Genomic DNA, 21046 nt, shown 5'->3' with positions numbered 1-21046 from the left:
GAAGTTAGTATTTTTTATTTTTATCCTATTTCTCTGATCCTACATCTTCGTCTTTCTTTAAATATGCATGCAATTTTTGTAATTGTTTTTTGCGCCCTTTAAAAGATTCACCTCTGATAAGAGTATCGTAACTTTGAAGTTCTCGAGGAGTTAGTTGAGAGCAATAACGAGTTAATGAATCCCTCAAGCATACTAATTCATCTGTTATCAGTCCTCCACTAGGAACTCGATGAGAAATTTCACCGATTTCCTCATAGTGAAGAAGATTAAATGTTCGTTTTTTACTTCCCTGTTTGCGCAGTGTATCATTCACATGATTACGAAATTTAACTTTAAAATACCGATAAAGACGTGACTCATCATTGGTTATCCCTTCATTTTGCTGTAGTAAAGAATACAACACACACATCCCTTCTTGATCCCAATCATCCTCTTCCCAGAGCTTAATATAATATTGGCGTCGTGTTTTTTGCACAATCGGTCTAACCTTAGCGTATAAACTTTTGAAATCCATAAAAGCACTCCTTCCTTAAATATCCCTATATTAGAGTATACTTTTTTTCAGAGTGTAGTAACAGGACTTTTTTGTCCTATTACAGAGAATCCAACTATTTTATCATCTGTAATGAAAGATACTGCTCTTCCCCTCTCTGTCTTTTTTCCAATCCCTTTATTGCACACAGCAGTAATTCATTAGAAAATTTTCGAATAACAACCTTTTGGGAGTTCGTTAACACTTTACACGAAAAATTGCGACGTAAGACCTTGTAATCCTTGCCATATTTTTGAAAAAAGGGTGTCATGTCGAGTATCTTTTCAAATTCTTCAAAATTTTCAAAAAGTCCAAGATGAAAGGCAATTGGCGCAAAGGTTTGATTGAGTGGTTGAGCACATATACTACGAAACTCAATGGTCCCTCTTGCTGTTAATTCTTGATAATGATAAGAGCGATGCAATATTATATCATCAGGATGAGGACGAAGCGTCATACATTGACCATTTGGTCCATATCCTATTACTTCTGCTTGTTGAAAATATTCTGCAACACTTATTGGATCAAAATAATAATAGATTCCATCTCTTTCTGCATGAAACATAGCAGATTGTTCCATATAAGACAGATACTCTTCTTCTACTGTGAAATCTTGAGAATAGAGACCAATATTATTGTTTAATTTTCCATGCATTGATTGCTCCCAAAATAAATCCCGTGTGATTGTGAGTTCAGGGAACAATTCTGGTATGGCTGAATTCGAGAAGAGATAAGCCTTTACAGCTTCAATCTTATTAAAGGCATTCAGCACTCGAAACACCTTATCTTTTGGCACATCTAACTGGACCTGATTACCGCAGATAAATGCTCCATAGTTTGAATAAGAATGCATGGAAGGATATCGTTCTGCCAATGACAGAAAATTCATTAACATTTCATAACGAGGGGAGGAGACAGGTTGATTATCGTTTATTTTCCAATTTGGGTTAATTCCTTTACCTTGCAGCTCATGATTTTCTTTTCTCAAAAATCTTTGGATAACAGCTAAATACTGATTTAAACGTTCTTCAATCTCCTGAATACAAACTGCTTTCGCAAAAGCAAATTCTAGGGTGTTATAGGATACTTCAAATAGAATACAATCCCCATTAATATGCTTTAATTGAATTGGACTTCCCTTTCTATCTATTTTTTCAACAGAAAAGCCTAATTGAATAACAATTTCTTCCATCAAACGTTTCGAAAGAGCTATATCCGTTGTTTCTCCCAAAAGATTTACAATTGGATACTCTAACTCAACTCCTATATAAGTTATCGGATTTTCCTTTAGTGGTTCTAAATAACGTTGCTTCAATAATGTTTTCGCTATATTCATACTATACCTCTATACTTTTTATTAGTATAGCAAAATTATTCTATCTGGAAAATACTTTTTTTTACAACATAAAACGCCTGCTTACGAAATCGTTCTTTCTTCAAAGCGATTTCGTAAACAAGCGTTACGTTTTATCTGATGAGTGTTCCCGCTGGGAATCAACCCAGCGGTAGACCAGAGCTAGACTAAGAATGCTCCTGCATTCCACCATCATAACACTCAACAAAATTGATGATCTTATACAAGTTCAATAATTGCCATTGGTGCAGCATCACCACGACGTGGTTCAGTTTTCAAGATACGAGTGTATCCACCATTACGTTCTGCATAACGAGGTGCAATTTCAGAGAACAATTTTTGAAGAGCTGTAGTTGATGTGTAAGTATCAGTAGCTTCATCATAATTTTCTGATGCAACTTCGTTACGTACAAACGCTGCTGCTTGACGACGAGCGTGCAAGTCTCCACGTTTACCAAGTGTAATCATTTTTTCAACTGTTTTGCGGATTTCTTTTGCACGAGCTTCAGTTGTAACGATTGATTCATTGATCAAAAGATCTGTTGTCAAGTCACGAAGCATTGCTTTACGTTGTGAGCTAGTGCGTCCTAGTTTACGGTAAGCCATGTATTCCTCCTTTATTTATCTTTTTTCAATCCTAAACCAAGGTCAGCCAATTTTACTTTGACTTCTTCAAGACTCTTACGTCCAAGATTGCGTACTTTCATCATTTCTGGTTCAGTTTTTTCTGTCAAATCAAATACAGTATTGATACCTGCACGTTTTAAACAGTTGTACGAACGAACAGACAAGTCCAATTCTTCAATCGTACGATCCAACATGCGATCATCAGAAGCTTCTTCGGTTTCTTTCATTACTTCAGCTGATTTTGCAACTTCTGTCAAATCAGTAAATAGACCTAAGTGCTCCATCAAAATACGCGCAGAAAGACCTAAGGCATCTTCAGGAATGATTGTCCCATTAGTCATGATTTCAAGTGTTAATTTGTCAAAACCGTCATTGCTACCAACGCGAGCTGGTTCAACTTGGTAATTGACTTTTTTCACTGGCGTATAGATTGAATCTACTGCAAGTGTCCCTACTGGTGCATCATCTTTTTTATTTCCCTCAGCTGGTACATAGCCACGACCAGTATTCACTGTCATAGTCGCTTTGAAACTAGCACCTTCGCTAATTGTAAAAAGATAATGATTAGGGTTTACAATTTCAATATCACTATCTGTCAGGATATCTCCGGCAGTGATTTCTGCTGGTCCTGTCACATCAAGTTCTATCGTCTTTTCGTCTTCGACATAAGATTTTACAGCAATGCCTTTGATGTTCAAAATAATTTGCATCACATCTTCACGGACACCCGGAACTGTGTCGAACTCGTGTAGTACACCGTCAATCTTGATTGACGTTACTGCAGCACCAGGAAGCGATGCAAGGAGTACACGACGAAGTGAGTTCCCAAGAGTTGTTCCATAACCACGTTCTAATGGTTCTACAACAAATCTGCCGTAATCTTTATTCTCATCAATTTTTGTTATAGTTGGTTTTTCAAACTCAATCATTTCTTACTCCCTCTTAAACGAAAAGCTGTGTATCGTTAATTGATTATACACGGCGACGTTTTGGAGGACGAGCACCATTGTGTGGTACAGGAGTCACATCACGAATTGCTGTTACTTCAAGACCAGCGGCAGCAAGAGCGCGGATAGCAGACTCACGACCTGAACCTGGGCCTTTTACTGTAACTTCAACTGTTTTAAGACCGTGTTCTTGTGCTGATTTAGCAGCTGCTTCTGAAGCCATTTGAGCCGCAAATGGTGTAGATTTACGAGAACCTTTAAAACCAAGAGCACCAGCTGATGACCAAGCAATCGCATTACCATGCACATCAGTAATCATAACAATAGTGTTATTAAATGTAGCGTGAATGTGTGCAATACCAGATTCGATATTTTTCTTCACACGACGCTTACGTGTTGGTTTAGCCAATTTTTCTACCTCCTATTTTATTTTTTCTTACCTGCAATCGCAACAGCTTTACCTTTACGAGTGCGAGCGTTGTTTTTAGTGTTTTGTCCACGGACAGGAAGTCCACGACGGTGACGGATTCCACGGTATGATCCGATTTCCATCAAACGTTTAATGTTCAAGTTTACTTCACGACGAAGGTCACCCTCAACTTTAATCGCATCTACTTCACGACGGATTGCATCTTCTTGATCAGAAGTCAAATCTTTTACGCGAACATCTTCTGAGATTCCAGCTGCTGCAAGAATTTTTTTAGATGTTGCAAGACCAATCCCGTATACGTAAGTCAATGAAATTACTACACGTTTATCGTTTGGAATATCAACTCCAGCAATACGAGCCATTTTTTCTCCTTTCTATCTTATCCTTGACGTTGTTTGTGTTTTGGATTTGCTGGGCAAATCACCATAACACGACCATTACGACGAATAACTTTGCAGTATTCGCAAATTGGTTTGACCGATGGTCTTACTTTCATGTTTAATCCCTCCAAGTATTTCGATTATTTAAAGCGGTATGTGATACGTCCACGTGTCAAGTCATATGGACTAAGCTCAACCGTTACGCGATCACCGACCAAAATACGAATGTAATTTTTACGGATTTTTCCTGAAACCGTTGCAAGAACTTGATGTCCGTTTTCCAACTCAACAGTAAACATAGCATTCGGCATGGTATCAACTACCTTACCTTCAATTTCAATCACATCTTCTTTTGCCATGCAAAAGTATCCCCCTCTAAATTTCGATTTGATGTCCTCTGCACACAGAGGTAACAATTATAAGTCAGACTAAGCTATTTTATCATTTCCATCAAGAAAACGCAAGCTAAATCCCCTATTTTATTGCAATTTTGACAAAACTTTTTCAATATCTGCAAAGACAACTTCGATGTCTTGGTCACCCTCAATATCATGTACTAAATTAGCAGCACGATAATGATCAATGATTGGTTGTCCTTGTGCAATATTGACTTCTAAACGACGTTTGACAGATTCTGGTTTGTCATCTTCACGTTGATAGTAATCTTTTTCATCGTAACCTTCTGCTGGTGGATTAAATACTTTATGGAACGTTTCACCTGTTTCGCGATGAATAATTCTTCCACTGAGACGTTCGACTAATTTTGTTGGATCAATATCGATATTGATAACTCCTTCAAGTTGAATGCCAAGATTTTTCAATGTGTCATCTAAAGCATATGCTTGCTCGATTGTACGAGGGTAACCATCCAACAAGAAACCTTTACCTTTAATATCGTCTTGAGCTAAACGCTCTTTGACAATACCATTGGTCACTTCGTCTGGTACCAAATCACCTTTATCAATATAGGATTTTGCTAGCAATCCCATCTCTGTCTGATTTGCCATCGCTGCACGGAACATATCACCTGTTGAAATATGTACAACGTCAAATTTTCCAACAATTTTTGCAGCCTGTGTTCCTTTACCAGCACCTGGCAAACCCATAATTAAAAGATTCATGATAAACTCCTTATTTTGTTTTCACATAAATTTGCCAGCATTGACAAACTTATCAAAAAACAAAATAGAGAGGCTGGGCAAAAAGTGCTCAGCTTCCTACTTTTTATCATTCAAAGCATGAGACAGCACCGCTTGCTACGCTACGCAATCACGATGTTGCTCGTTCTCCCTATTCTGTTTCCATGAAACCTACATATTTTCTCTTAAGCAAGTATCCTTCCAATTGCTTGATTCCCTCAATACTTGTCATGATAACGATAATCAAACTTGTACCAAGGAAGGCAATTTTAGAAGTTAGCCCAAAGATATTTTGTGCAAGAATCGGTAACAAAGCAACAAATCCTAGGAATAAGGATCCTACTGTTGCCAGTCTCATTAGTAATTTTGAGAAGTATTCTTCTGTCCCTTTACCTGGACGCACTCCATGGATATAAGCTCCACTCTTTTGGAGATTTTCAGCAGCTTTTTCTGGATTCACCTGAACAAAGCTGTAGAAGAAGGTAAAGAGAATGATTAGCACCGCATATACAATCATCCCTTTGATTGTAGAGTAATCAAAATATTCACGGACAGTTGATAGCCAAGAGATACTCTTATTCTGGCTAGCAAAGAACTGAAGGAGGGATGTTGGAATAGCTGTAATAGAACCTGCAAAGATGACCGGAATAACACCTGCCGGATTTAATTTAAGTGGCAAGTAAGAACTAGATGGTGCACCTTGAGCACGTTTAGTGTACTGGATCGGAATTTTATATTCTGCCTGCTGTACAAATGTTGTAAAGTAAACAATTGCTAAAACAGCTACTACCAATACTCCTACTAAGATAGCAGATTCTCCCAAACGGCTGGCTTCGATATTAACAAAACGATCTTCATAAATATCATGAATTGTATCTGGGAGCGAGGAGATAATCCCGGCAAAGATAATCATGGAAGTTCCATTTCCATATCCTTTGTCTGTAATCTGCTCACCCAGCCATGTCACGATAATTGATCCAGTTGTTAATACAGAACCAATTAGCAGATAGGTTTGCCAGTTTAACGGCATTGTTGTCAATTTTGCACCCGATAAGGCATTAAAACCAGCAGTTATTCCGATAGACTGAACAAAAGCCAATACCAACGAAATATAGCGTGTTGCTTGGTTCAACTTACGGCGTCCTACCTCACCTTGCTTGCCCCATTCTACAAACTTAGGAACAAGGTCCATTTGCATCAATTGCACAATAATGGAGGCTGTAATATAGGGACTGACACCAAGTGCAAAGACAGAGAAATTACGCATTGCATTTCCAGAAACAAGACTCAACATATTCAAAAACGGAATATTGGAGAGTGCTTCTAAATTTTTTACGTTTACTCCCGGAACGGTTACGTGTGTTCCAACACGGAAGACCAATAAGATAAAAATGGTAAACAAAATTTTCTTACGTACATTTTTTACCTTAAGGGCATCTTTTAATAGTTTAAAAAACATAGGTCACCTCTCTTAGATGACTTCTACTGAACCACCTTTGGCAGTAATTGCTTCTTCAGCTGATTTTGAGAATTTAGCTGCTTTCACAGTTAATTTTTTCGTCAACTCGCCGTTACCAAGAATTTTGATTCCTGATTTTTCAGCTTTAACGATACCAGACTCAACAAGCACAACTGGTGTTACTTCTGCACCGTCTTCAAAAGCGTTCAATTGGTCAAGGTTTACAATCGCATATTCTTTTGCGTTGATGTTTGTAAATCCACGTTTTGGAAGACGACGGAACAATGGAGTTTGTCCACCCTCGAAACCGAGACGTACACCGCCACCGCTACGAGCTTTTTGACCTTTTTGTCCACGACCTGAAGTCTTACCATTACCTGATGATGTACCACGACCAACGCGGTTACGAGTTTTACGAGAACCTGTAGCAGGTTGCAATTCATGAAGTTTCATTTATTCTTTCTCCTTATGTGTAAAATGCTAGCGCCTTTAGGCTGGGTAAGGCCTCAACCTAAAAACTCGCCTATACAAAATTGACAGTAAGTCGCAAAGATTTCTCTAAGCGACTTCGTCTGTGTTTTTTAGAAACGAAATACTATCGTCTCTTAGTTTACTTCTTCAACAGTTACCAAGTGAGAGATTGCTGTAACCATTCCACGAATAGCAGCATTGTCTTCTTTAATAACTGAGCTATTTAATTTGCCAAGTCCAAGGGCAACAACTGTTTTACGTTGTTCTGGTTTGCGACCGATTGGAGACTTAGTCAAAGTAATTTTAATTTGAGCCATGTTATCCCCTTTCTTATGCTAAATCAGAAACTGAAATGCCACGAAGTGCAGCCACTTCTTCAGCACGTTTTAATTGTTTCAAACCTTCAACTGTTGCACGAACAATGTTGATTGGAGTGTTTGATCCAAGTGACTTAGACGTCACATCAGCGATACCTGTCAACTCGATAACCGCACGAGTAGCACCACCCGCAGCAACCCCAGCTCCTTCTGCCGCTGGTTTCAACATGATGCGAGCTCCACCAAATTCTGAACGAACTTCGTGAGGGATAGTCGTACCAACCATTGGTACTTCAATCAAGTTTTTCTTAGCAGCTTCAACTGCTTTACGGATAGCTTCTGGTACTTCTTGAGCTTTACCAGTACCGAAACCTACACGACCATTACGGTCACCAACAACCACAAGAGCTGCGAAGCGAAGACGACGTCCACCTTTTACAACTTTTGTAACACGGTTGATGGCTACTACGCGTTCTTCAAATTCAACTGCGTTATCTTTAAATGCCATTTCTTAGTGTCCTCCCTATTAGAATTTCAATCCGTTTTCACGAGCTGCTTCAGCCAATGCTTTCACACGTCCGTGATAGAGATATCCACCGCGGTCAAAGACCACTTCAGAAATACCTTTCGCTACTGCGCGTTCAGCAACGAGTTTACCTACAACAACGGCTTGTTCTGTCTTAGTACCTTTTGAAACTTCTTTATCAAGAGTAGAAGCGCTTGCGAGCGTTACACCCGCTACGTCATCAATCACTTGAGCGTAGATGCCTGTATTAGAACGGAAAATGTTCAAACGTGGGCGAGCAGCAGTTCCAGAGATTTTACCGCGAACACGACGATGGCGTTTTTGGCGGATTTTGTTTTTATCTGGTTTTGAAATCACAATTTTCACCTCTTAATTATTGATCATATCTGTATGAGATATGTTGGAATATAATGGACGATGTGGAAAAACCACTCGTGATCATTATTATTTACCTGTTTTACCTTCTTTGCGGCGAACAAATTCACCAACATAGCGGATACCTTTACCTTTGTAAGGTTCAGGAGCGCGAAGGCTACGGATGTAAGCTGCTGTTTGACCAACAACTTCTTTATTGATACCAGACACGATGATTTGTGTTGGTGCTGGAACTTCAAATGTGATACCTTCTGGCGCAATCACTTCATCTGGATGTGATTTACCAACAGCAAGTGTCAACTTGTTACCTGCAAGTTGCGCACGGTAACCGACACCACGCATTTCAAGTTCTTTTTTGAAGCCTTCAGAAACACCAACAACCATGTTGTTGAGGTTGGCACGGCTTGTACCGTGAATAGTCTTCATTTCTTTTGAATCGTTTGGACGGTGAAGGGTTACTTCAGTTCCTTCCACACGAATTTCAATAGCAGTTGGGAATTCACGAGTCAATTCCCCTTTAGGTCCTTTTACAGTTACCACGCCGTTGTTTTGTAAAATTTCAACACCAGCAGGCAATGTAATAACTTTATTACCAATACGTGACATATTTATTTTTTCTCCTGTTAAATTGTCAGGCCGAATAACGACCAGTTTTCACGGGAGCTTATGATACTAAGGACGTAAAGAGCAAAGCGACATTAGGAAATCGACGATTGTTCGATAAACAAGAGAAGATTTATCTATTTCGCACGGCTCTTAGTCCGTATTCACATCCGTAACATTCGGTTGGAATAGTATCCTAAGCTAAGTTTCTGTTTGATAAATGATTTGAACTCGGACTAAAATCCTAGTGAAAAAGACAGTTCTCCTTGAGTTCTTAAAAAACTCTACGTCAGACTCCTATTTTCATACGGATTTTTTAACGTCCTCGTATCATTATATTACCAAACGTATGCGATTACCTCGCCACCAACATTCTTTTGACGAGCTTCTTTGTCTGTCAAAAGACCTTCTGATGTAGAGATGATTGCAATTCCAAGTCCGTTAAGAACTTTTGGAATATCTTCACGTTTTGAGTAAACACGAAGACCTGGTTTTGAGATACGTTTCAAATTTGTGATAACTTTTTCACCGTTTGGTCCGTATTTCAAGAATACGCGTACGATGCCTTGTTTATCATCTTCGATAAATTCAACGTTTTTTACAAAACCTTCGTTTTTAAGAATTGTAGCAATTCCTTTTTTGATGTTTGATGCAGGTACTTCAAGCACTTCATGTTTTGCTTGGTTCGCATTACGAATACGTGTCAAAAAGTCTGCAATTGGATCAGTCATAACCATTTTATTTTCTCCTCTTACTAGTAGTTTGAAATTCTCACTTGCTAGTTAATAATGATACAAAGAGCGTGGCAACCACGGCAAAAACAGGAGAATCGACGCTGGAGCAATGCTCCGAGACAATTCTATCTTTTTTGCAAAGGTTGTACTCGTATTCAAATCAGCTAGTGCAATTTGTATCATCCTTGAACTAAGTGATTAGTTCTATACATTTAAATTCAGGCTAAACGCTGGGCAAAAAAGATAACTTTATCTAGGTGCAAGTACCTTCGCTAAATTTCCTATTTTTGCTGAGCATTTCTAACGCCTTCATATCATGTTATTTGAGCACGAACTAAAATCCTAGTGAAAAAGACAGTCCTCCTTGAGTTCTTAAAAAACTCTACGTCAGACTCCTATTTTCATACGGATTTTTTAATGTCCGTTGCATCATGTTATTACCAAGAAGCTTTGGTAACGCCAGGGATTTGTCCTTTGTATGCTAATTCACGGAAGCATACACGGCAAAGTTTAAATTTGCGGTAAACGGAATGTGGACGTCCACATTTTTCACAACGAGTATATGCTTGTGTAGAGAACTTAGCTGGGCGTTTGTTCTTAGCGATCATTGATTTTTTAGCCATTTATTCTCTCCCTCTTATTTCGCAAACGGCATACCAAGGCCAGTAAGCAATGCACGTGATTCTTCGTCAGTGTTAGCAGTTGTAACGATAACGATATCCAAACCACGAGTTTTGTCAACGTCATCAAAGTTGATTTCTGGGAAGATCAATTGCTCTTTCACACCAAGTGTGTAGTTTCCGCGTCCATCAAATGATTTTGTTGGAACACCGTGGAAGTCACGTACACGTGGAAGTGATACAGATACCAATTTATCTAAGAATTCATACATACGTTCGCCACGAAGTGTTACTTTCGCTCCGATTGCAACCCCTTCACGAAGACGGAAGCCGGCGATTGATTTTTTAGCTTTCGTGATAAGTGGTTTTTGACCTGAAATCAATGCCAACTCTTGAGCAGCTTTTTCAAGGTTTTTAGCGTTAGAAACAGCGTCACCAACACCCATGTTCAAAACAATCTTATCAACTTTTGGTACAGCCATAACTGATGAATAGTTAAATTGTTCAGTCAAAGCAGGAACTACTTCATTAAGATATTTTTCTTTTAAGCGATTTGCCATGTTACTTCTCCTTTCCTTCGTGATTAATCAAGCACTTCGCCTGATTTTTTGTTGTAACGAACTTTTTTACCGTCAACAAACTTGTAACCAACACGACCTGCTACACCATTCTTGTCAAGAACTTGTACGTTTGACACATGGATTGCAGCTTCTTTTTCAACGATAGCACCTTGAGGGTTTTCGCTATTTGGTTTTTGGTGTTTTTTGACGATGTTAACACCTTCTACAACAACTTTATTTACTTTTGGAAGTGCTGTTAAGACTACGGCTTCAACACCTTTGTCTTTACCAGCGATTACGCGAACTTTATCGCCTTTTTTTACAAACATTTGATTTCTCCTATTATTTCTTACGCCCTAAGGGCACCCTGAAATTCTTTCAGGGGACTTCGTTTGTGTTTCTTAAAGTACTTCTGGTGCCAATGAAACGATTTTCATGAAACCGCCGTCGCGCAATTCACGTGCAACTGGACCAAAGATACGAGTTCCGCGAGGTGTTTTATCTTCACGGATGATAACTGCAGCATTTTCGTCGAATTTGATGTATGAACCATCAGCACGACGAGCACCTGTCTTAGTACGAACGATAACGGCTTTTACAACGTCACCTTTTTTAACCGCACCACCAGGAGTAGCTTGTTTTACTGAAGCAACGATGATGTCGCCGATATTTGCAGATTTACGTTTTGAACCACCAAGAACTTTGATTGTCAAGATTTCACGTGCGCCACTGTTATCAGCAACTTTCAAACGAGTTTCTGTTTGAATCATGTAAGTTTTCTCCTTTCAGGTTGATTAAATGATAACTGCCTCTTCCACAACTTCTACAAGACGGAAACGTTTTGTAGCTGAAAGTGGGCGAGTTTCCATGATACGTACGATATCGCCTTCTTTAGCAACATTGTTTTCATCATGAGCTTTGTACTTTTTAGAGTAGTTAATACGTTTACCATAGACTGGGTGGTTACGTTTTGTTTCAACTACAACTGTGATGGTTTTGTCCATTTTGTCAGATACAACACGTCCAACAAGAACTTTACGATTATTGCGTTCCATTGAAATTCTCCTTTCCCAATCTATTATTTAACTTCTGATTGCACAGTTTTGATACGTGCAATTTGTTTTTTAACTTCGTTCAAACGAGCAGTTTGCTCAAGTTGACCAGCAGCAGCTTGGAAACGAAGGTCGAAGAGTTCTTTCTTCAACTCGTTTTCGCGTTTTGCAAGTTCTTCTTGAGAAAGTCCACGAAGTTCTTTAACAAATTCTCTTACTTCATTAAGTTTCATGTCTTCTCCTTATTCTGCTTCACGTTTTACGAATTTGCATTTAACTGGCAGTTTGTGGCTAGCCAAGCGGAATGCTTCACGTGCGATTTCTTCTGAAACGCCCGCAACTTCAAACATCACTTTACCACGTTTAACTGGTGCTACCCAACCTTCAGGTGCCCCTTTACCAGATCCCATACGTACCCCGATAGCTTTCGCTGTGTATGATTTGTGCGGGAAGATTTTAATCCAAACCTTACCACCACGTTTCATATAACGAGTCATCGCGATACGGGCTGCTTCGATTTGACGGTTTGTGATCCAGTGGCTAGTTGTAGCTTGAAGACCATATTCACCGAAGTCTACTTGTTTTCCACCTTTAGCTTCACCGCGCATTTTTCCACGGAATTCACGACGGTGTTTAACACGTTTAGGTACTAACATTGGTTATTTACCTCCTTTAGTGTTTTTGCGAGCTGGAAGAACTTCTCCACGGTAAATCCATACTTTAACACCAAGTTTACCGTAAGTTGTAAGTGCTTCTTCCCAAGCATAGTCGATGTCCGCACGAAGTGTATGAAGCGGAACAGTTCCTTCAGAATATCCTTCTGCACGGGCGATATCAGCACCGTTCAAACGTCCAGATACTTGAGTTTTGATTCCTTTTGCTCCTGCACGCATTGTACGTTGGATAGCTTGCTTTTGAGCGCGACGGAATGCCACACGTTGCTCTAATTGACGAGCAATTGTTTCACCAACAAGGTGTGCATCCAAATCAGGTTGTTTGATTTCAATGATGTTGATGTGAACTTGTTTACCTGTCAATTTGTTTAATTGTGTACGAAGTGCGTCAACGTTGCTACCAGCTTTACCGATAACCATACCTGGTTTAGCTGTATGAATGCTTACGATCACTTTGTTTACTGCACGTTCAATTTCAATTGTTGAAACTGCCGCTTCAGCCAATTCTTTGTTGATAAAGTTGCGGATTGCAAGATCTTCATGAAGGTAATCCGCGTATTCTTTTTCAGCATACCATTTAGCATCCCAATCACGGATGATGCCGACACGCATACCAATTGGATGTACTTTTTGTCCCACGTTTTTACCTCCTTATTTTTCTGCCACAACTACAGTAATGTGAGCTGTACGTTTGTTGATTGGTGAAGCAGAACCTTTTGCACGTGGACGGAAACGTTTAAGTGTTGGTCCTTCGTTTGCGAAAGCTTCGCTTACTACCAAGTTTGCTTTTTCCAAACCAAAGTTATTTTCAGCATTAGCGATTGCAGAGTTCAAAACTTTCTCAATAATGCCTGCAGCTTTGTTTGGAGTGAATTTCAAGATTGCGATTGCATCGGCTACGCTTTTGCCACGGATATTATCCAAGACAAGACGTGATTTACGAGGTGAAACACGTACTGTGCGAGCAGTTGCTTTAGCTGAAGTAATTTCTGCCATGATGTGTTCCTCCTATTATTTTCTACGTGTTTTCTTGTCGTCAGCAGCGTGACCTTTGTAAGTACGAGTTGGTGCAAATTCACCAAGTTTATGACCTACCATGTCTTCTTGGATGTAAACAGGTACATGTTTACGCCCATCATAAACTGCGATTGTATAGCCAATGAAACTTGGGAAAATCGTTGAACGACGTGACCAAGTTTTAATTACTTTTTTCTTTTCATCGTTTGCTTGAGCTTCAACTTTTTTCATCAAATGCTCATCGACGAAAGGTCCTTTTTTAAGACTACGTCCCATTTTTGTGTTTTCTCCTTTAAAATATGTACCACAGCGGCCTGCCTTACAGCTGCAAGGCTACCGAGCTGGCGGATATGTTTTACGCCACTTGTAACAGATTATTTTTCGTTACGACGACGAACGATAAGTTTACTTGATTTAGCTTTCTTGTTACGAGTTTTAAGTCCAAGAGCAGGTTTGCCCCATGGAGTAGATGGTGCTTTACGACCAACTGGTGCTTTACCTTCACCACCACCGTGTGGGTGATCGTTAGGGTTCATTACAGAACCGCGAACTGTTGGGCGGATACCTTTCCAACGGCTACGTCCTGCTTTACCAAGGTTAACAAGTCCATGTTGCTCATTTCCGACAACACCGATTGTTGCACGGCAAGTTCCAAGAATCATACGAACTTCACCTGATTGAAGACGAACAAGAACGTATTTACCTTCTTGACCAAGCACTTGCGCAGAAGCACCTGCAGCACGAACTAATTCTCCACCACGACCTGGTTTCAACTCGATATTGTGAACAACAGTACCGACTGGAATGTTCGCAAGCGGAAGAGCGTTACCAACTTTGATATCTGCTTCTGGACCTGATACGATACGTTGACCAACTTCAAGACCTTTAGGAGCGATGATATAGGCTTTAACACCGTCTGTGTAATGTACAAGAGCGATGTTGGCAGTACGGTTTGGATCGTATTCAATTGTTTTAACAACTGCTTCGATACCGTCTTTGTTACGTTTGAAGTCAATCAAACGGTAGTGACGTTTGTGACCGCCACCTTGATGGCGAACTGTGATGCGACCGTTATTGTTACGACCAGCTTTGCTCTTAAGAGAAACAAGCAATGATTTCTCAGGAGTGCTTGTTGTGATTTCTGCGAAATCCAAAGAAGTCATGTTACGACGGCCATTTGTAGTTGGTTTATAAACTTTAATTCCCACGTTAATTCCTCCTTTGATTATTCAGCATCAGCTGTAGCAAACAATTCGATTGCTTTTGAATCAGCAGTCAATGTGATGATTGCTTTTTTCACTTTGCTTGTACGACCTACATAACGTCCAACGCGTTTTGTTTTAGGTTTTACATTGATTGTGTTCACATTCGCAACTTTTACACCGTCAAACGCTGCTTCAACAGCTTGTTTGATCAACAATTTGTGAGCGCGAGTGTCCACTTCAAATACATATTTTCCTGCTTCAAGCTGAGCCATTGAGCTTTCTGTGATGACAGGTTTTTTGATAACATCATACAAATTCATTATGCAAGAACCTCCTCAATTTTAGAGATAGCTGCTTGAGTTACAAGAAGTTTGTCTGCATTTGCAATGTCAAGAACACTTGCAGTTGTAGCAGTTGCAACTTTCACGTTTGGAAGGTTGCGAGCTGAAAGAGCTGCGAATTCATTTCCTTCTTCAAGAATAACAAGGACTTTTGAATCAATGCTTAATGCTGCAAGAACTTTTGCGAATTCAGCAGTTTTTGGAGCTGTAAATGAAAGGCTGTCAACAGCTACAAATTTGTTTTCAGCAACTTTTTCTGAGTAAACAGATTTAAGCGCCAAGCGACGAACCTTTTGTGGAAGTTTGTAGGCATAAGAACGTGGAGTTGGTCCAAAGACTACGCCACCGCCACGCCATTGTGGTGAGCGGATAGAACCTTGACGAGCACGTCCAGTTCCTTTTTGACGCCATGGTTTGCGTCCGCCACCTGAAACTGCTGAGCGATTTTTAACTGCGTGAGTTCCTTGACGAAGGCTTGCGCGTTGGCTGATGATCACATCAAACACAACTGCTTGGTTTGGTTCGATACCAAAGATTGCATCGTTAAGAACTACTTCACCAGCTTGTTTACCAGTTTGGTCAAATAATGTTACGTTTGCCATTATGACTGATTTCCCCTTTCTTTATTATTTACCAGCTTTTACTGCTGATTTGATGGTGATAAGAGATTTCTTAGCACCTGGTACGTTCCCTTTGATAAGGATAACGTTCTTTTCTGGAACAACTTGTACAATTTCAAGGTTTTGAATTGTCACACGATTGCCACCCATACGTCCTGCCAAGTGTTTGTTTTTGAACACACGGTTTGGCGCAACAGGTCCCATTGAACCTGGACGGCGGTGGTAACGTGAACCGTGAGCCATAGGACCACGTGATTGACCATGGCGTTTGATAACACCTTGGAAACCTTTACCTTTAGATGTACCAGTTACATCAACAACATCTCCGGCTGCGAAAGTATCAACTGTGATTTCTGCACCAACTTCCAAGCCTTCAATGTTTTTGAATTCACGAATGAAGCGCTTAGGAGCTGTGTTAGCTTTTGCTACATGGCCTTTGGCAGGTTTGTTACTCAATACTTCGCGTTTGTCATCAAAACCAACTTGGATTGCATTGTATCCGTCAGTTTCAACAGTTTTCACTTGAAGAACAACGTTTGGAGTTGCTTCGATGACAGTTACAGGGATAAATTCACCAGCTTCAGTGAAGATTTGAGTCATTCCCACTTTTTTCCCTAAGATTCCTTTTGTCATGAGAAAAATATTCCTTTTCTTATTTTATAGTTTAAAAAGTTTTTAACGAGCGTTTTTTATGCTCAAAACCAAGATACAAAGGACGTTAAGCGGACGAAGTAAAAATAGGAGATTACTGCAGAAGTCTTTTGACTTCAAAGCGATCTATCTTTTTTGCACGGTCCGTAGTCCGTGTTCGATTATAACTTGATTTCTACGTTCACGCCACTTGGTAAATCAAGTTTCATAAGAGCGTCAACTGTTTTTTGCGTTGGGTTCACGATGTCGATAAGACGTTTGTGAGTACGCATTTCGAATTGCTCACGAGAATCTTTGTACTTATGAGTCGCACGAATGATTGTGTAGAGGCTACGTTCAGTTGGAAGTGGAACTGGACCAGCTACGCTTGCACCTGTACGTGTTGCAGTTTCTACGATTTTTGCAGCTGCTGTATCAAGTGTACGGTGTTCGTACGCTTTCAAGCGGATGCGGATTTTTTTGTTTGCCATCTTTTTCTCCTTTTCGTCTATTTAAGATAATAGGCTAGCTCCACAAGAAAACCGACAGCGATTGCGTGGCAATGCAACCGAGCGTGTCGCAACCTCTTGCATCAAAGCTATAGCCGTATTTTCACGGCACTAGAACATTCTATCAGATTCTATCAGGCATTGCAAGCATTTTTGTTCGATTTTTTAAAAAAAGTAGAACAACTCTTGGCTGTCTACTCTTCATTTCAATTTCTCTCATTTCACATGGAAAAATTCTAGTTTTTCCCACTTTTCTTGCCACTTTTTCTTACCGAGTCGCTCACGGTAGACTTTCATGCGGTCTTGGTCCGCTGCAAAATGCGGCGTTGGAGAAACCTTGAAAGTCAAAATATCCTCCAAGCCATACGGGCAAAACAAGTCTACTTGAGAATCAGGCAATAACCGAGCCGCGATTGCCGTGCATATTTCAGGATATTTGGAAATGGCATCTCGTGAATGTTTATAGGGAGCGGTGTTCGGGCTATGCTGGTGCATGTAGGCTTGATTTTTCAACTCCCAACGATAGTGCGGGTACGCATTTTTCAATCTTCTTTCTATCTAGAGAAGTTTCTTCATAGGACATGGTCGGATCATAAAACACAATATCCACATCCGTCTCCTCATCAAATGCCTCTTTGTGGCTAAGCAGATTCCAGATGAAATTGCGAATCGTTCCTGCGCACACCCAAGCATCTTGTAACGGTAGGCTTGAGGCAATTTCAAGCACTTCTCGCATTTTCCTATTCGTCAGCAACATTTTTTTCAAATCATTTTCAGTCATCATAGACACAGTATATCACAAAAAGAGAACCGAAATCACTTCCGTTCTCTTTTAAGGAGGTTATATGAAAAAGAATGACTATAGTATAGAAAAGTATTCTTAATCAAACCTTAACCTACAACTTCTTTTATCGCAAGGAGGCTCTCGATATAGGTGTTGTTCGTAGAAGATGCAACTGTTAGATTGAGACTTTTTATACCCGCTGCCTGAGCTGTCTCAGCGTCCAGCAGGCGATCTCCTATATAGTACGTCGCTTTCTGCGACAAGTCATATTTCTCCATGAGGTAGACAATCGCTTCTGGATGAGGCTTTCTTGCAAACCCAGAGTCCCCCGTCAGCACCTCTACAAAATATTCGGAAATGCCCAAATCATCCAAAACAGCAAAGGCATTGTCTCCTTTATGGGTGTAAACAAACTGGGCAATTCCTGCTTGCTGTCCCCATTCGAGAATCTCTCTTGCTCCCTCCATTAGCTGAATGTGGGCATTTTTTTCACGTAAGGAATTAGCCCTGACAGCGTTCAGCTCTTCTAATGGAATTTGCTCTTTTTGTGAGAGTTGAAGGAGCAATTCTTTGACTGAATAGCGTAAAATGAACGCTTTTACTTCTTCGCGATAAAAAGTCAAACCGAAATGGCTATACATTTCTTCTAACCCCAACAAAATCGCATCGTATGAATCAAGTAGCGTTCCGTCTAAATCCCAAATAAAGGCTTTTTTCATCAACTTCTACCTCTCTATATACTCATACCCCAAGTGCTCATAGGCTTTAGCTGTCGCAACACGACCAGTTCGAGTTCGCATCAGAAAACCTTGCTGAATCAGGTAAGGTTCGTACATGTCCTCGACCGTTTCCCGCTCTTCTGCAATATTCACCGAGAGCGTATTTAATCCGACAGGACCACCACCATACATCTCAATCATGGTGCGTAAAATCTTCTGGTCAACATAGTCAAGTCCCTCATGGTCAACATCCAGCATAGTCAGAGCCTTATCGGTAATGGTATCGTCAATGACACCATCTCCCATAATTTGAGCAAAATCTCGAACTCGTTTTAGCAAACGGTTGGCAATACGAGGTGTCCCACGAGAACGACGTGCTAATTCAATCGCCGCTTCATGAGTAATGTCCATCTCAAAAATATCCGCAGTCCGCTCGACAATTTCTGTCAAATCAAGTAGGGCGTAATATTCCATATGGCCTGTAATTCCAAAGCGGGCACGCAGGGGGTTGGACAGCATACCGGCACGTGTCGTTGCGCCAATCAGCGTAAAAGGTGGCAAATCCAAATGCACTGCTCTACTAGCTTCTCCTGTCCCAATCATGATGTCAATGTAAAAGTCTTCCATGGCACTGTAGAGGATCTCCTCTACCGCCATAGGAAGGCGGTGAATTTCATCAATAAATAAGACATCCCCTGGCTCCAAGTCATTGAGAAGAGCCACCAAATCTCCAGCTTTTTCAATCACAGGACCGCTTGTCTGCTTGATATTCACACCGAGTTCATTAGCAATAACAAAAGCCATTGTCGTTTTTCCCAAACCTGGAGGACCAAACAACAAGACGTGGTCCAAGGCTTCATCTCGCAGTTTAGCAGCCTCGATGAAAATTTTCAATTGGTCTTTGACCTTATCCTGACCAATATATTCATTTAATTTTTGTGGGCGCAGGGTACGCTCTACGTACTCCTCATCTCCCAATTGTTCTGTATCTAGTATTCTATTCATACTTTCATTATAACACAAAAAGGAGTGGGACAAAAAGCGTAATCTCGTAGAATCGGCTGTCCTTACTCCTTTATTTCTAGTTTTGAGCTAAAAGATTATTTGACTACTTTCTACCCTAAACCTACACGCTCAAAGATATCATCCACTCGTTTGGCATAGTAAGATGGATCAAAGAGGTCATCAATTTCTGCTTGGCTAAGGCGTTCTGTCACCTTTTCATCTGCTTCAAGTAGTGGTTTGAAGGCTGTCTGATTGTCCCAAGCGTAAGCGGTTTTAGGCTGCACCAAATCATAGGCCTCTTCACGTGTCATCCCTTTTTCAATCAAGGCTAACATGGCACGTTGGCTGTAAATCAACCCAAAGGTCGATTCCATATTGCGTTTCATATTTTCTGGGAATACCGTCAAGTTTTTGACAATATTTCCAAAGCGGTTGAGCATGTAGTCAATCAAAATGGTCGTATCAGGTGTGATAATCCGCTCTGCCGATGAATGGGAAATATCACGTTCATGCCAGAGTGCTACATTTTCAAAAGCTGTCACCATGTGACCACGAATCACACGTGCAAGACCTGTCATATTTTCAGATCCGATTGGATTGCGTTTGTGCGGCATGGCTGAGCTACCTTTTTGACCCTTGGCGAAGAATTCTTCCACCTCACGTTGTTCAGATTTTTGTAATCCACGGATTTCTGTAGCCATGCGCTCGATAGATGTTGCAATGGTCGCAAGGGCTGCAAAGTATTCTGCGTGAAGGTCACGAGGAAGAACCTGCGTTGAAATTTCCTGCGGATGAATACCTAATTTTTCACAGACATATTCCTCAACAAATGGTGGAATATTAGCAAAATTCCCTACCGCACCAGAGATTTTTCCAGCTTCCACACCTTCAGCAGCACGCTCAAAACGCTCGATATTGCGCTTCATCTCGCTATACCAAGTAGCAAGTTTGAGCCCAAAGGTCGTTGGCTCTGCATGTACACCGTGGGTACGCCCCATCATAATGGTATACTTGTGTTCACGCGCCTTGTCAGCCACAATGTCCGTAAAGCGACGCAAGTCCTCACGAATAATGTCATTGGCCTGCTTGTAGAGGTAACCATAAGCTGTATCTACCACATCTGTCGAAGTCAAGCCATAATGCACCCACTTGCGCTCCTCACCCAAGGTTTCAGATACCGCACGAGTAAAAGCTACCACATCATGGCGAGTTTCCTGTTCAATTTCCAAAATACGGTCGATGTCAAATCCTGCATTCTCACGGATTTTCGCCACATCTTCCTTGGGAATCTCTCCCAATTCAGCCCAAGCCTCGTCAGCCAAGATTTCCACCTCAAGCCAAGCCTTGTATTTATTTTCCTCTGTCCAAATCGCCCCCATTTCAGGACGTGTATAACGTGATAGCATATCATTCCTC

34 protein-coding genes and 1 pseudogene are annotated in these 21046 nt (G+C 40.6%); all 35 read right to left on the bottom strand.

Going from position 1 to position 21046, the window contains the following annotated elements:
* Positions 1–25 precede the first annotated feature (25 nt).
* The gene (locus J5M87_RS00465; protein WP_154608998.1) at positions 26–514 is read right to left on the bottom strand and encodes a sigma-70 RNA polymerase sigma factor region 4 domain-containing protein; all 489 of its coding nucleotides are present in this window, start codon (positions 512–514) and stop codon (positions 26–28) included.
* 94 nt (positions 515–608) lie between these two features.
* Entirely contained in the window at positions 609–1868 is a 1260-nt protein-coding gene (locus J5M87_RS00460) for a gamma-glutamylcysteine synthetase (RefSeq protein ID WP_154608997.1), read from the bottom strand.
* Between the two features lie 237 nt (positions 1869–2105).
* The gene (gene rplQ / locus J5M87_RS00455) at positions 2106–2492 is read right to left on the bottom strand and encodes a 50S ribosomal protein L17 (RefSeq protein WP_154608996.1); all 387 of its coding nucleotides are present in this window, start codon (positions 2490–2492) and stop codon (positions 2106–2108) included.
* Between the two features lie 11 nt (positions 2493–2503).
* Positions 2504–3442: a DNA-directed RNA polymerase subunit alpha gene (locus J5M87_RS00450; RefSeq protein WP_154608995.1), complete on the bottom strand. Its 939-nt coding sequence runs from the start codon at positions 3440–3442 to the stop codon at positions 2504–2506.
* A 43-nt stretch (positions 3443–3485) separates the two neighbouring features.
* Entirely contained in the window at positions 3486–3869 is a 384-nt protein-coding gene (gene rpsK / locus J5M87_RS00445; RefSeq protein WP_004195509.1) for a 30S ribosomal protein S11, read from the bottom strand.
* A gap of 17 nt (positions 3870–3886) precedes the next feature.
* Positions 3887–4252, bottom strand: a complete 366-nt coding sequence (rpsM, locus tag J5M87_RS00440) for a 30S ribosomal protein S13 (protein ID WP_002936622.1) — start codon at positions 4250–4252, stop codon at positions 3887–3889.
* A gap of 17 nt (positions 4253–4269) precedes the next feature.
* Positions 4270–4386, bottom strand: coding sequence for a 50S ribosomal protein L36 (gene rpmJ, locus J5M87_RS00435; RefSeq protein WP_001808836.1), 117 nt, complete (start codon positions 4384–4386; stop codon positions 4270–4272).
* Between the two features lie 24 nt (positions 4387–4410).
* Positions 4411–4629, bottom strand: a complete 219-nt coding sequence (gene infA, locus J5M87_RS00430; RefSeq protein WP_002936627.1) for a translation initiation factor IF-1 — start codon at positions 4627–4629, stop codon at positions 4411–4413.
* A gap of 120 nt (positions 4630–4749) precedes the next feature.
* Positions 4750–5391: an adenylate kinase gene (locus tag J5M87_RS00425; RefSeq protein ID WP_154608994.1), complete on the bottom strand. Its 642-nt coding sequence runs from the start codon at positions 5389–5391 to the stop codon at positions 4750–4752.
* 169 nt (positions 5392–5560) lie between these two features.
* Entirely contained in the window at positions 5561–6868 is a 1308-nt protein-coding gene (gene secY / locus J5M87_RS00420) for a preprotein translocase subunit SecY (protein ID WP_154608993.1), read from the bottom strand.
* A gap of 12 nt (positions 6869–6880) precedes the next feature.
* Positions 6881–7321: a 50S ribosomal protein L15 gene (gene rplO / locus J5M87_RS00415; RefSeq protein ID WP_067087639.1), complete on the bottom strand. Its 441-nt coding sequence runs from the start codon at positions 7319–7321 to the stop codon at positions 6881–6883.
* 152 nt (positions 7322–7473) lie between these two features.
* Entirely contained in the window at positions 7474–7656 is a 183-nt protein-coding gene (rpmD, locus tag J5M87_RS00410; RefSeq protein ID WP_067087637.1) for a 50S ribosomal protein L30, read from the bottom strand.
* Positions 7657–7669: 13 nt separating this feature from the next.
* Entirely contained in the window at positions 7670–8164 is a 495-nt protein-coding gene (gene rpsE, locus J5M87_RS00405; protein ID WP_154632454.1) for a 30S ribosomal protein S5, read from the bottom strand.
* Positions 8165–8182: 18 nt separating this feature from the next.
* Positions 8183–8539, bottom strand: coding sequence for a 50S ribosomal protein L18 (gene rplR, locus J5M87_RS00400; RefSeq protein WP_067087634.1), 357 nt, complete (start codon positions 8537–8539; stop codon positions 8183–8185).
* 87 nt (positions 8540–8626) lie between these two features.
* Complete coding sequence (rplF, locus tag J5M87_RS00395; protein WP_154608992.1) at positions 8627–9163, bottom strand: 50S ribosomal protein L6; 537 nt, start codon at positions 9161–9163, stop codon at positions 8627–8629.
* Between the two features lie 335 nt (positions 9164–9498).
* The gene (gene rpsH, locus J5M87_RS00390) at positions 9499–9897 is read right to left on the bottom strand and encodes a 30S ribosomal protein S8 (RefSeq protein ID WP_067087630.1); all 399 of its coding nucleotides are present in this window, start codon (positions 9895–9897) and stop codon (positions 9499–9501) included.
* 434 nt (positions 9898–10331) lie between these two features.
* Positions 10332–10517 carry a type Z 30S ribosomal protein S14 gene (locus J5M87_RS00385; protein ID WP_001085697.1) on the bottom strand — a complete coding sequence of 62 codons (186 nt, stop codon included), beginning with the start codon at positions 10515–10517 and terminating at the stop codon, positions 10332–10334.
* A gap of 14 nt (positions 10518–10531) precedes the next feature.
* Complete coding sequence (gene rplE / locus J5M87_RS00380; protein WP_067087628.1) at positions 10532–11074, bottom strand: 50S ribosomal protein L5; 543 nt, start codon at positions 11072–11074, stop codon at positions 10532–10534.
* A gap of 23 nt (positions 11075–11097) precedes the next feature.
* On the bottom strand, positions 11098–11403 hold the full coding sequence (gene rplX / locus J5M87_RS00375; protein ID WP_067087626.1) for a 50S ribosomal protein L24: 306 nt from the start codon (positions 11401–11403) through the stop codon (positions 11098–11100).
* Between the two features lie 72 nt (positions 11404–11475).
* Positions 11476–11844, bottom strand: coding sequence for a 50S ribosomal protein L14 (gene rplN, locus J5M87_RS00370; RefSeq protein WP_067087623.1), 369 nt, complete (start codon positions 11842–11844; stop codon positions 11476–11478).
* 24 nt (positions 11845–11868) lie between these two features.
* A complete protein-coding gene (gene rpsQ, locus J5M87_RS00365; protein WP_000440801.1) occupies positions 11869–12129 on the bottom strand; it encodes a 30S ribosomal protein S17 in 261 nt (86 codons plus the stop codon).
* 23 nt (positions 12130–12152) lie between these two features.
* Positions 12153–12359 (bottom strand): 50S ribosomal protein L29, encoded by a 207-nt coding sequence (gene rpmC / locus J5M87_RS00360; protein ID WP_067087621.1) that lies wholly within the window; start codon positions 12357–12359, stop codon positions 12153–12155.
* Between the two features lie 9 nt (positions 12360–12368).
* Positions 12369–12782 carry a 50S ribosomal protein L16 gene (gene rplP / locus J5M87_RS00355; protein ID WP_067087620.1) on the bottom strand — a complete coding sequence of 138 codons (414 nt, stop codon included), beginning with the start codon at positions 12780–12782 and terminating at the stop codon, positions 12369–12371.
* 3 nt (positions 12783–12785) lie between these two features.
* Positions 12786–13439, bottom strand: coding sequence for a 30S ribosomal protein S3 (gene rpsC, locus J5M87_RS00350; protein WP_160463306.1), 654 nt, complete (start codon positions 13437–13439; stop codon positions 12786–12788).
* Positions 13440–13451: 12 nt separating this feature from the next.
* Positions 13452–13796: a 50S ribosomal protein L22 gene (rplV, locus tag J5M87_RS00345; protein ID WP_067087616.1), complete on the bottom strand. Its 345-nt coding sequence runs from the start codon at positions 13794–13796 to the stop codon at positions 13452–13454.
* A 15-nt stretch (positions 13797–13811) separates the two neighbouring features.
* Positions 13812–14093 (bottom strand): 30S ribosomal protein S19, encoded by a 282-nt coding sequence (rpsS, locus tag J5M87_RS00340; RefSeq protein WP_000533766.1) that lies wholly within the window; start codon positions 14091–14093, stop codon positions 13812–13814.
* A 98-nt stretch (positions 14094–14191) separates the two neighbouring features.
* Positions 14192–15025 carry a 50S ribosomal protein L2 gene (gene rplB / locus J5M87_RS00335; protein ID WP_067087614.1) on the bottom strand — a complete coding sequence of 278 codons (834 nt, stop codon included), beginning with the start codon at positions 15023–15025 and terminating at the stop codon, positions 14192–14194.
* A gap of 17 nt (positions 15026–15042) precedes the next feature.
* The gene (locus tag J5M87_RS00330) at positions 15043–15342 is read right to left on the bottom strand and encodes a 50S ribosomal protein L23 (protein WP_067087612.1); all 300 of its coding nucleotides are present in this window, start codon (positions 15340–15342) and stop codon (positions 15043–15045) included.
* On the bottom strand, positions 15342–15965 hold the full coding sequence (gene rplD, locus J5M87_RS00325; RefSeq protein WP_067087610.1) for a 50S ribosomal protein L4: 624 nt from the start codon (positions 15963–15965) through the stop codon (positions 15342–15344). The genes J5M87_RS00330 and rplD overlap by 1 nt, the downstream gene beginning before the upstream one ends.
* Before the next feature lie 24 nt (positions 15966–15989).
* A complete protein-coding gene (gene rplC / locus J5M87_RS00320) occupies positions 15990–16616 on the bottom strand; it encodes a 50S ribosomal protein L3 (RefSeq protein ID WP_067087608.1) in 627 nt (208 codons plus the stop codon).
* 179 nt (positions 16617–16795) lie between these two features.
* The gene (rpsJ, locus tag J5M87_RS00315; protein ID WP_067087606.1) at positions 16796–17104 is read right to left on the bottom strand and encodes a 30S ribosomal protein S10; all 309 of its coding nucleotides are present in this window, start codon (positions 17102–17104) and stop codon (positions 16796–16798) included.
* Between the two features lie 234 nt (positions 17105–17338).
* Positions 17339–17903: pseudogene (locus tag J5M87_RS00310) on the bottom strand (nucleotidyltransferase family protein).
* 110 nt (positions 17904–18013) lie between these two features.
* Positions 18014–18625 (bottom strand): HAD-IA family hydrolase, encoded by a 612-nt coding sequence (locus tag J5M87_RS00305; RefSeq protein WP_154608991.1) that lies wholly within the window; start codon positions 18623–18625, stop codon positions 18014–18016.
* 6 nt (positions 18626–18631) lie between these two features.
* Positions 18632–19630 (bottom strand): Holliday junction branch migration DNA helicase RuvB, encoded by a 999-nt coding sequence (gene ruvB / locus J5M87_RS00300; RefSeq protein ID WP_154608990.1) that lies wholly within the window; start codon positions 19628–19630, stop codon positions 18632–18634.
* Between the two features lie 110 nt (positions 19631–19740).
* The gene (gene purB / locus J5M87_RS00295) at positions 19741–21036 is read right to left on the bottom strand and encodes an adenylosuccinate lyase (protein WP_154608989.1); all 1296 of its coding nucleotides are present in this window, start codon (positions 21034–21036) and stop codon (positions 19741–19743) included.
* Between the last annotated feature and the right edge of the window lie 10 nt (positions 21037–21046).

The sequence above is a fragment of the Streptococcus sp. zg-86 genome, from assembly GCF_017639855.1.
In the GTDB taxonomy this organism is placed as follows: domain Bacteria; phylum Bacillota; class Bacilli; order Lactobacillales; family Streptococcaceae; genus Streptococcus; species Streptococcus zhangguiae.
This window is presented reverse-complemented; position numbering and strand designations above follow the sequence as displayed.

Excerpts from the sequence above, each read along its gene's own strand:
- J5M87_RS00465 (WP_154608998.1), bottom strand. The coding sequence starts at position 514 with ATGGATTTCAAAAGTTTATACGCTAAGGTTAGACCGATTGTGCAAAAA.
- J5M87_RS00460 (WP_154608997.1), bottom strand. The coding sequence starts at position 1,868 with ATGAATATAGCGAAAACATTATTGAAGCAACGTTATTTAGAACCACTA.
- rplQ (WP_154608996.1), bottom strand. The coding sequence starts at position 2,492 with ATGGCTTACCGTAAACTAGGACGCACTAGCTCACAACGTAAAGCAATG.
- J5M87_RS00450 (WP_154608995.1), bottom strand. The coding sequence starts at position 3,442 with ATGATTGAGTTTGAAAAACCAACTATAACAAAAATTGATGAGAATAAA.
- rpsM (WP_002936622.1), bottom strand. The coding sequence starts at position 4,252 with ATGGCTCGTATTGCTGGAGTTGATATTCCAAACGATAAACGTGTAGTA.
- rpmJ (WP_001808836.1), bottom strand. The coding sequence starts at position 4,386 with ATGAAAGTAAGACCATCGGTCAAACCAATTTGCGAATACTGCAAAGTT.
- infA (WP_002936627.1), bottom strand. The coding sequence starts at position 4,629 with ATGGCAAAAGAAGATGTGATTGAAATTGAAGGTAAGGTAGTTGATACC.
- J5M87_RS00425 (WP_154608994.1), bottom strand. The coding sequence starts at position 5,391 with ATGAATCTTTTAATTATGGGTTTGCCAGGTGCTGGTAAAGGAACACAG.
- secY (WP_154608993.1), bottom strand. The coding sequence starts at position 6,868 with ATGTTTTTTAAACTATTAAAAGATGCCCTTAAGGTAAAAAATGTACGT.
- rplO (WP_067087639.1), bottom strand. The coding sequence starts at position 7,321 with ATGAAACTTCATGAATTGCAACCTGCTACAGGTTCTCGTAAAACTCGT.
- rpmD (WP_067087637.1), bottom strand. The coding sequence starts at position 7,656 with ATGGCTCAAATTAAAATTACTTTGACTAAGTCTCCAATCGGTCGCAAA.
- rpsE (WP_154632454.1), bottom strand. The coding sequence starts at position 8,164 with ATGGCATTTAAAGATAACGCAGTTGAATTTGAAGAACGCGTAGTAGCC.
- rplF (WP_154608992.1), bottom strand. The coding sequence starts at position 9,163 with ATGTCACGTATTGGTAATAAAGTTATTACATTGCCTGCTGGTGTTGAA.
- rpsH (WP_067087630.1), bottom strand. The coding sequence starts at position 9,897 with ATGGTTATGACTGATCCAATTGCAGACTTTTTGACACGTATTCGTAAT.
- J5M87_RS00385 (WP_001085697.1), bottom strand. The coding sequence starts at position 10,517 with ATGGCTAAAAAATCAATGATCGCTAAGAACAAACGCCCAGCTAAGTTC.
- rplE (WP_067087628.1), bottom strand. The coding sequence starts at position 11,074 with ATGGCAAATCGCTTAAAAGAAAAATATCTTAATGAAGTAGTTCCTGCT.
- rplX (WP_067087626.1), bottom strand. The coding sequence starts at position 11,403 with ATGTTTGTAAAAAAAGGCGATAAAGTTCGCGTAATCGCTGGTAAAGAC.
- rplN (WP_067087623.1), bottom strand. The coding sequence starts at position 11,844 with ATGATTCAAACAGAAACTCGTTTGAAAGTTGCTGATAACAGTGGCGCA.
- rpsQ (WP_000440801.1), bottom strand. The coding sequence starts at position 12,129 with ATGGAACGCAATAATCGTAAAGTTCTTGTTGGACGTGTTGTATCTGAC.
- rpmC (WP_067087621.1), bottom strand. The coding sequence starts at position 12,359 with ATGAAACTTAATGAAGTAAGAGAATTTGTTAAAGAACTTCGTGGACTT.
- rplP (WP_067087620.1), bottom strand. The coding sequence starts at position 12,782 with ATGTTAGTACCTAAACGTGTTAAACACCGTCGTGAATTCCGTGGAAAA.
- rplV (WP_067087616.1), bottom strand. The coding sequence starts at position 13,796 with ATGGCAGAAATTACTTCAGCTAAAGCAACTGCTCGCACAGTACGTGTT.
- rpsS (WP_000533766.1), bottom strand. The coding sequence starts at position 14,093 with ATGGGACGTAGTCTTAAAAAAGGACCTTTCGTCGATGAGCATTTGATG.
- J5M87_RS00330 (WP_067087612.1), bottom strand. The coding sequence starts at position 15,342 with ATGAATTTGTATGATGTTATCAAAAAACCTGTCATCACAGAAAGCTCA.
- rplD (WP_067087610.1), bottom strand. The coding sequence starts at position 15,965 with ATGGCAAACGTAACATTATTTGACCAAACTGGTAAACAAGCTGGTGAA.
- rplC (WP_067087608.1), bottom strand. The coding sequence starts at position 16,616 with ATGACAAAAGGAATCTTAGGGAAAAAAGTGGGAATGACTCAAATCTTC.
- rpsJ (WP_067087606.1), bottom strand. The coding sequence starts at position 17,104 with ATGGCAAACAAAAAAATCCGCATCCGCTTGAAAGCGTACGAACACCGT.
- J5M87_RS00305 (WP_154608991.1), bottom strand. The coding sequence starts at position 18,625 with ATGAAAAAAGCCTTTATTTGGGATTTAGACGGAACGCTACTTGATTCA.
- ruvB (WP_154608990.1), bottom strand. The coding sequence starts at position 19,630 with ATGAATAGAATACTAGATACAGAACAATTGGGAGATGAGGAGTACGTA.
- purB (WP_154608989.1), bottom strand. The coding sequence starts at position 21,036 with ATGCTATCACGTTATACACGTCCTGAAATGGGGGCGATTTGGACAGAG.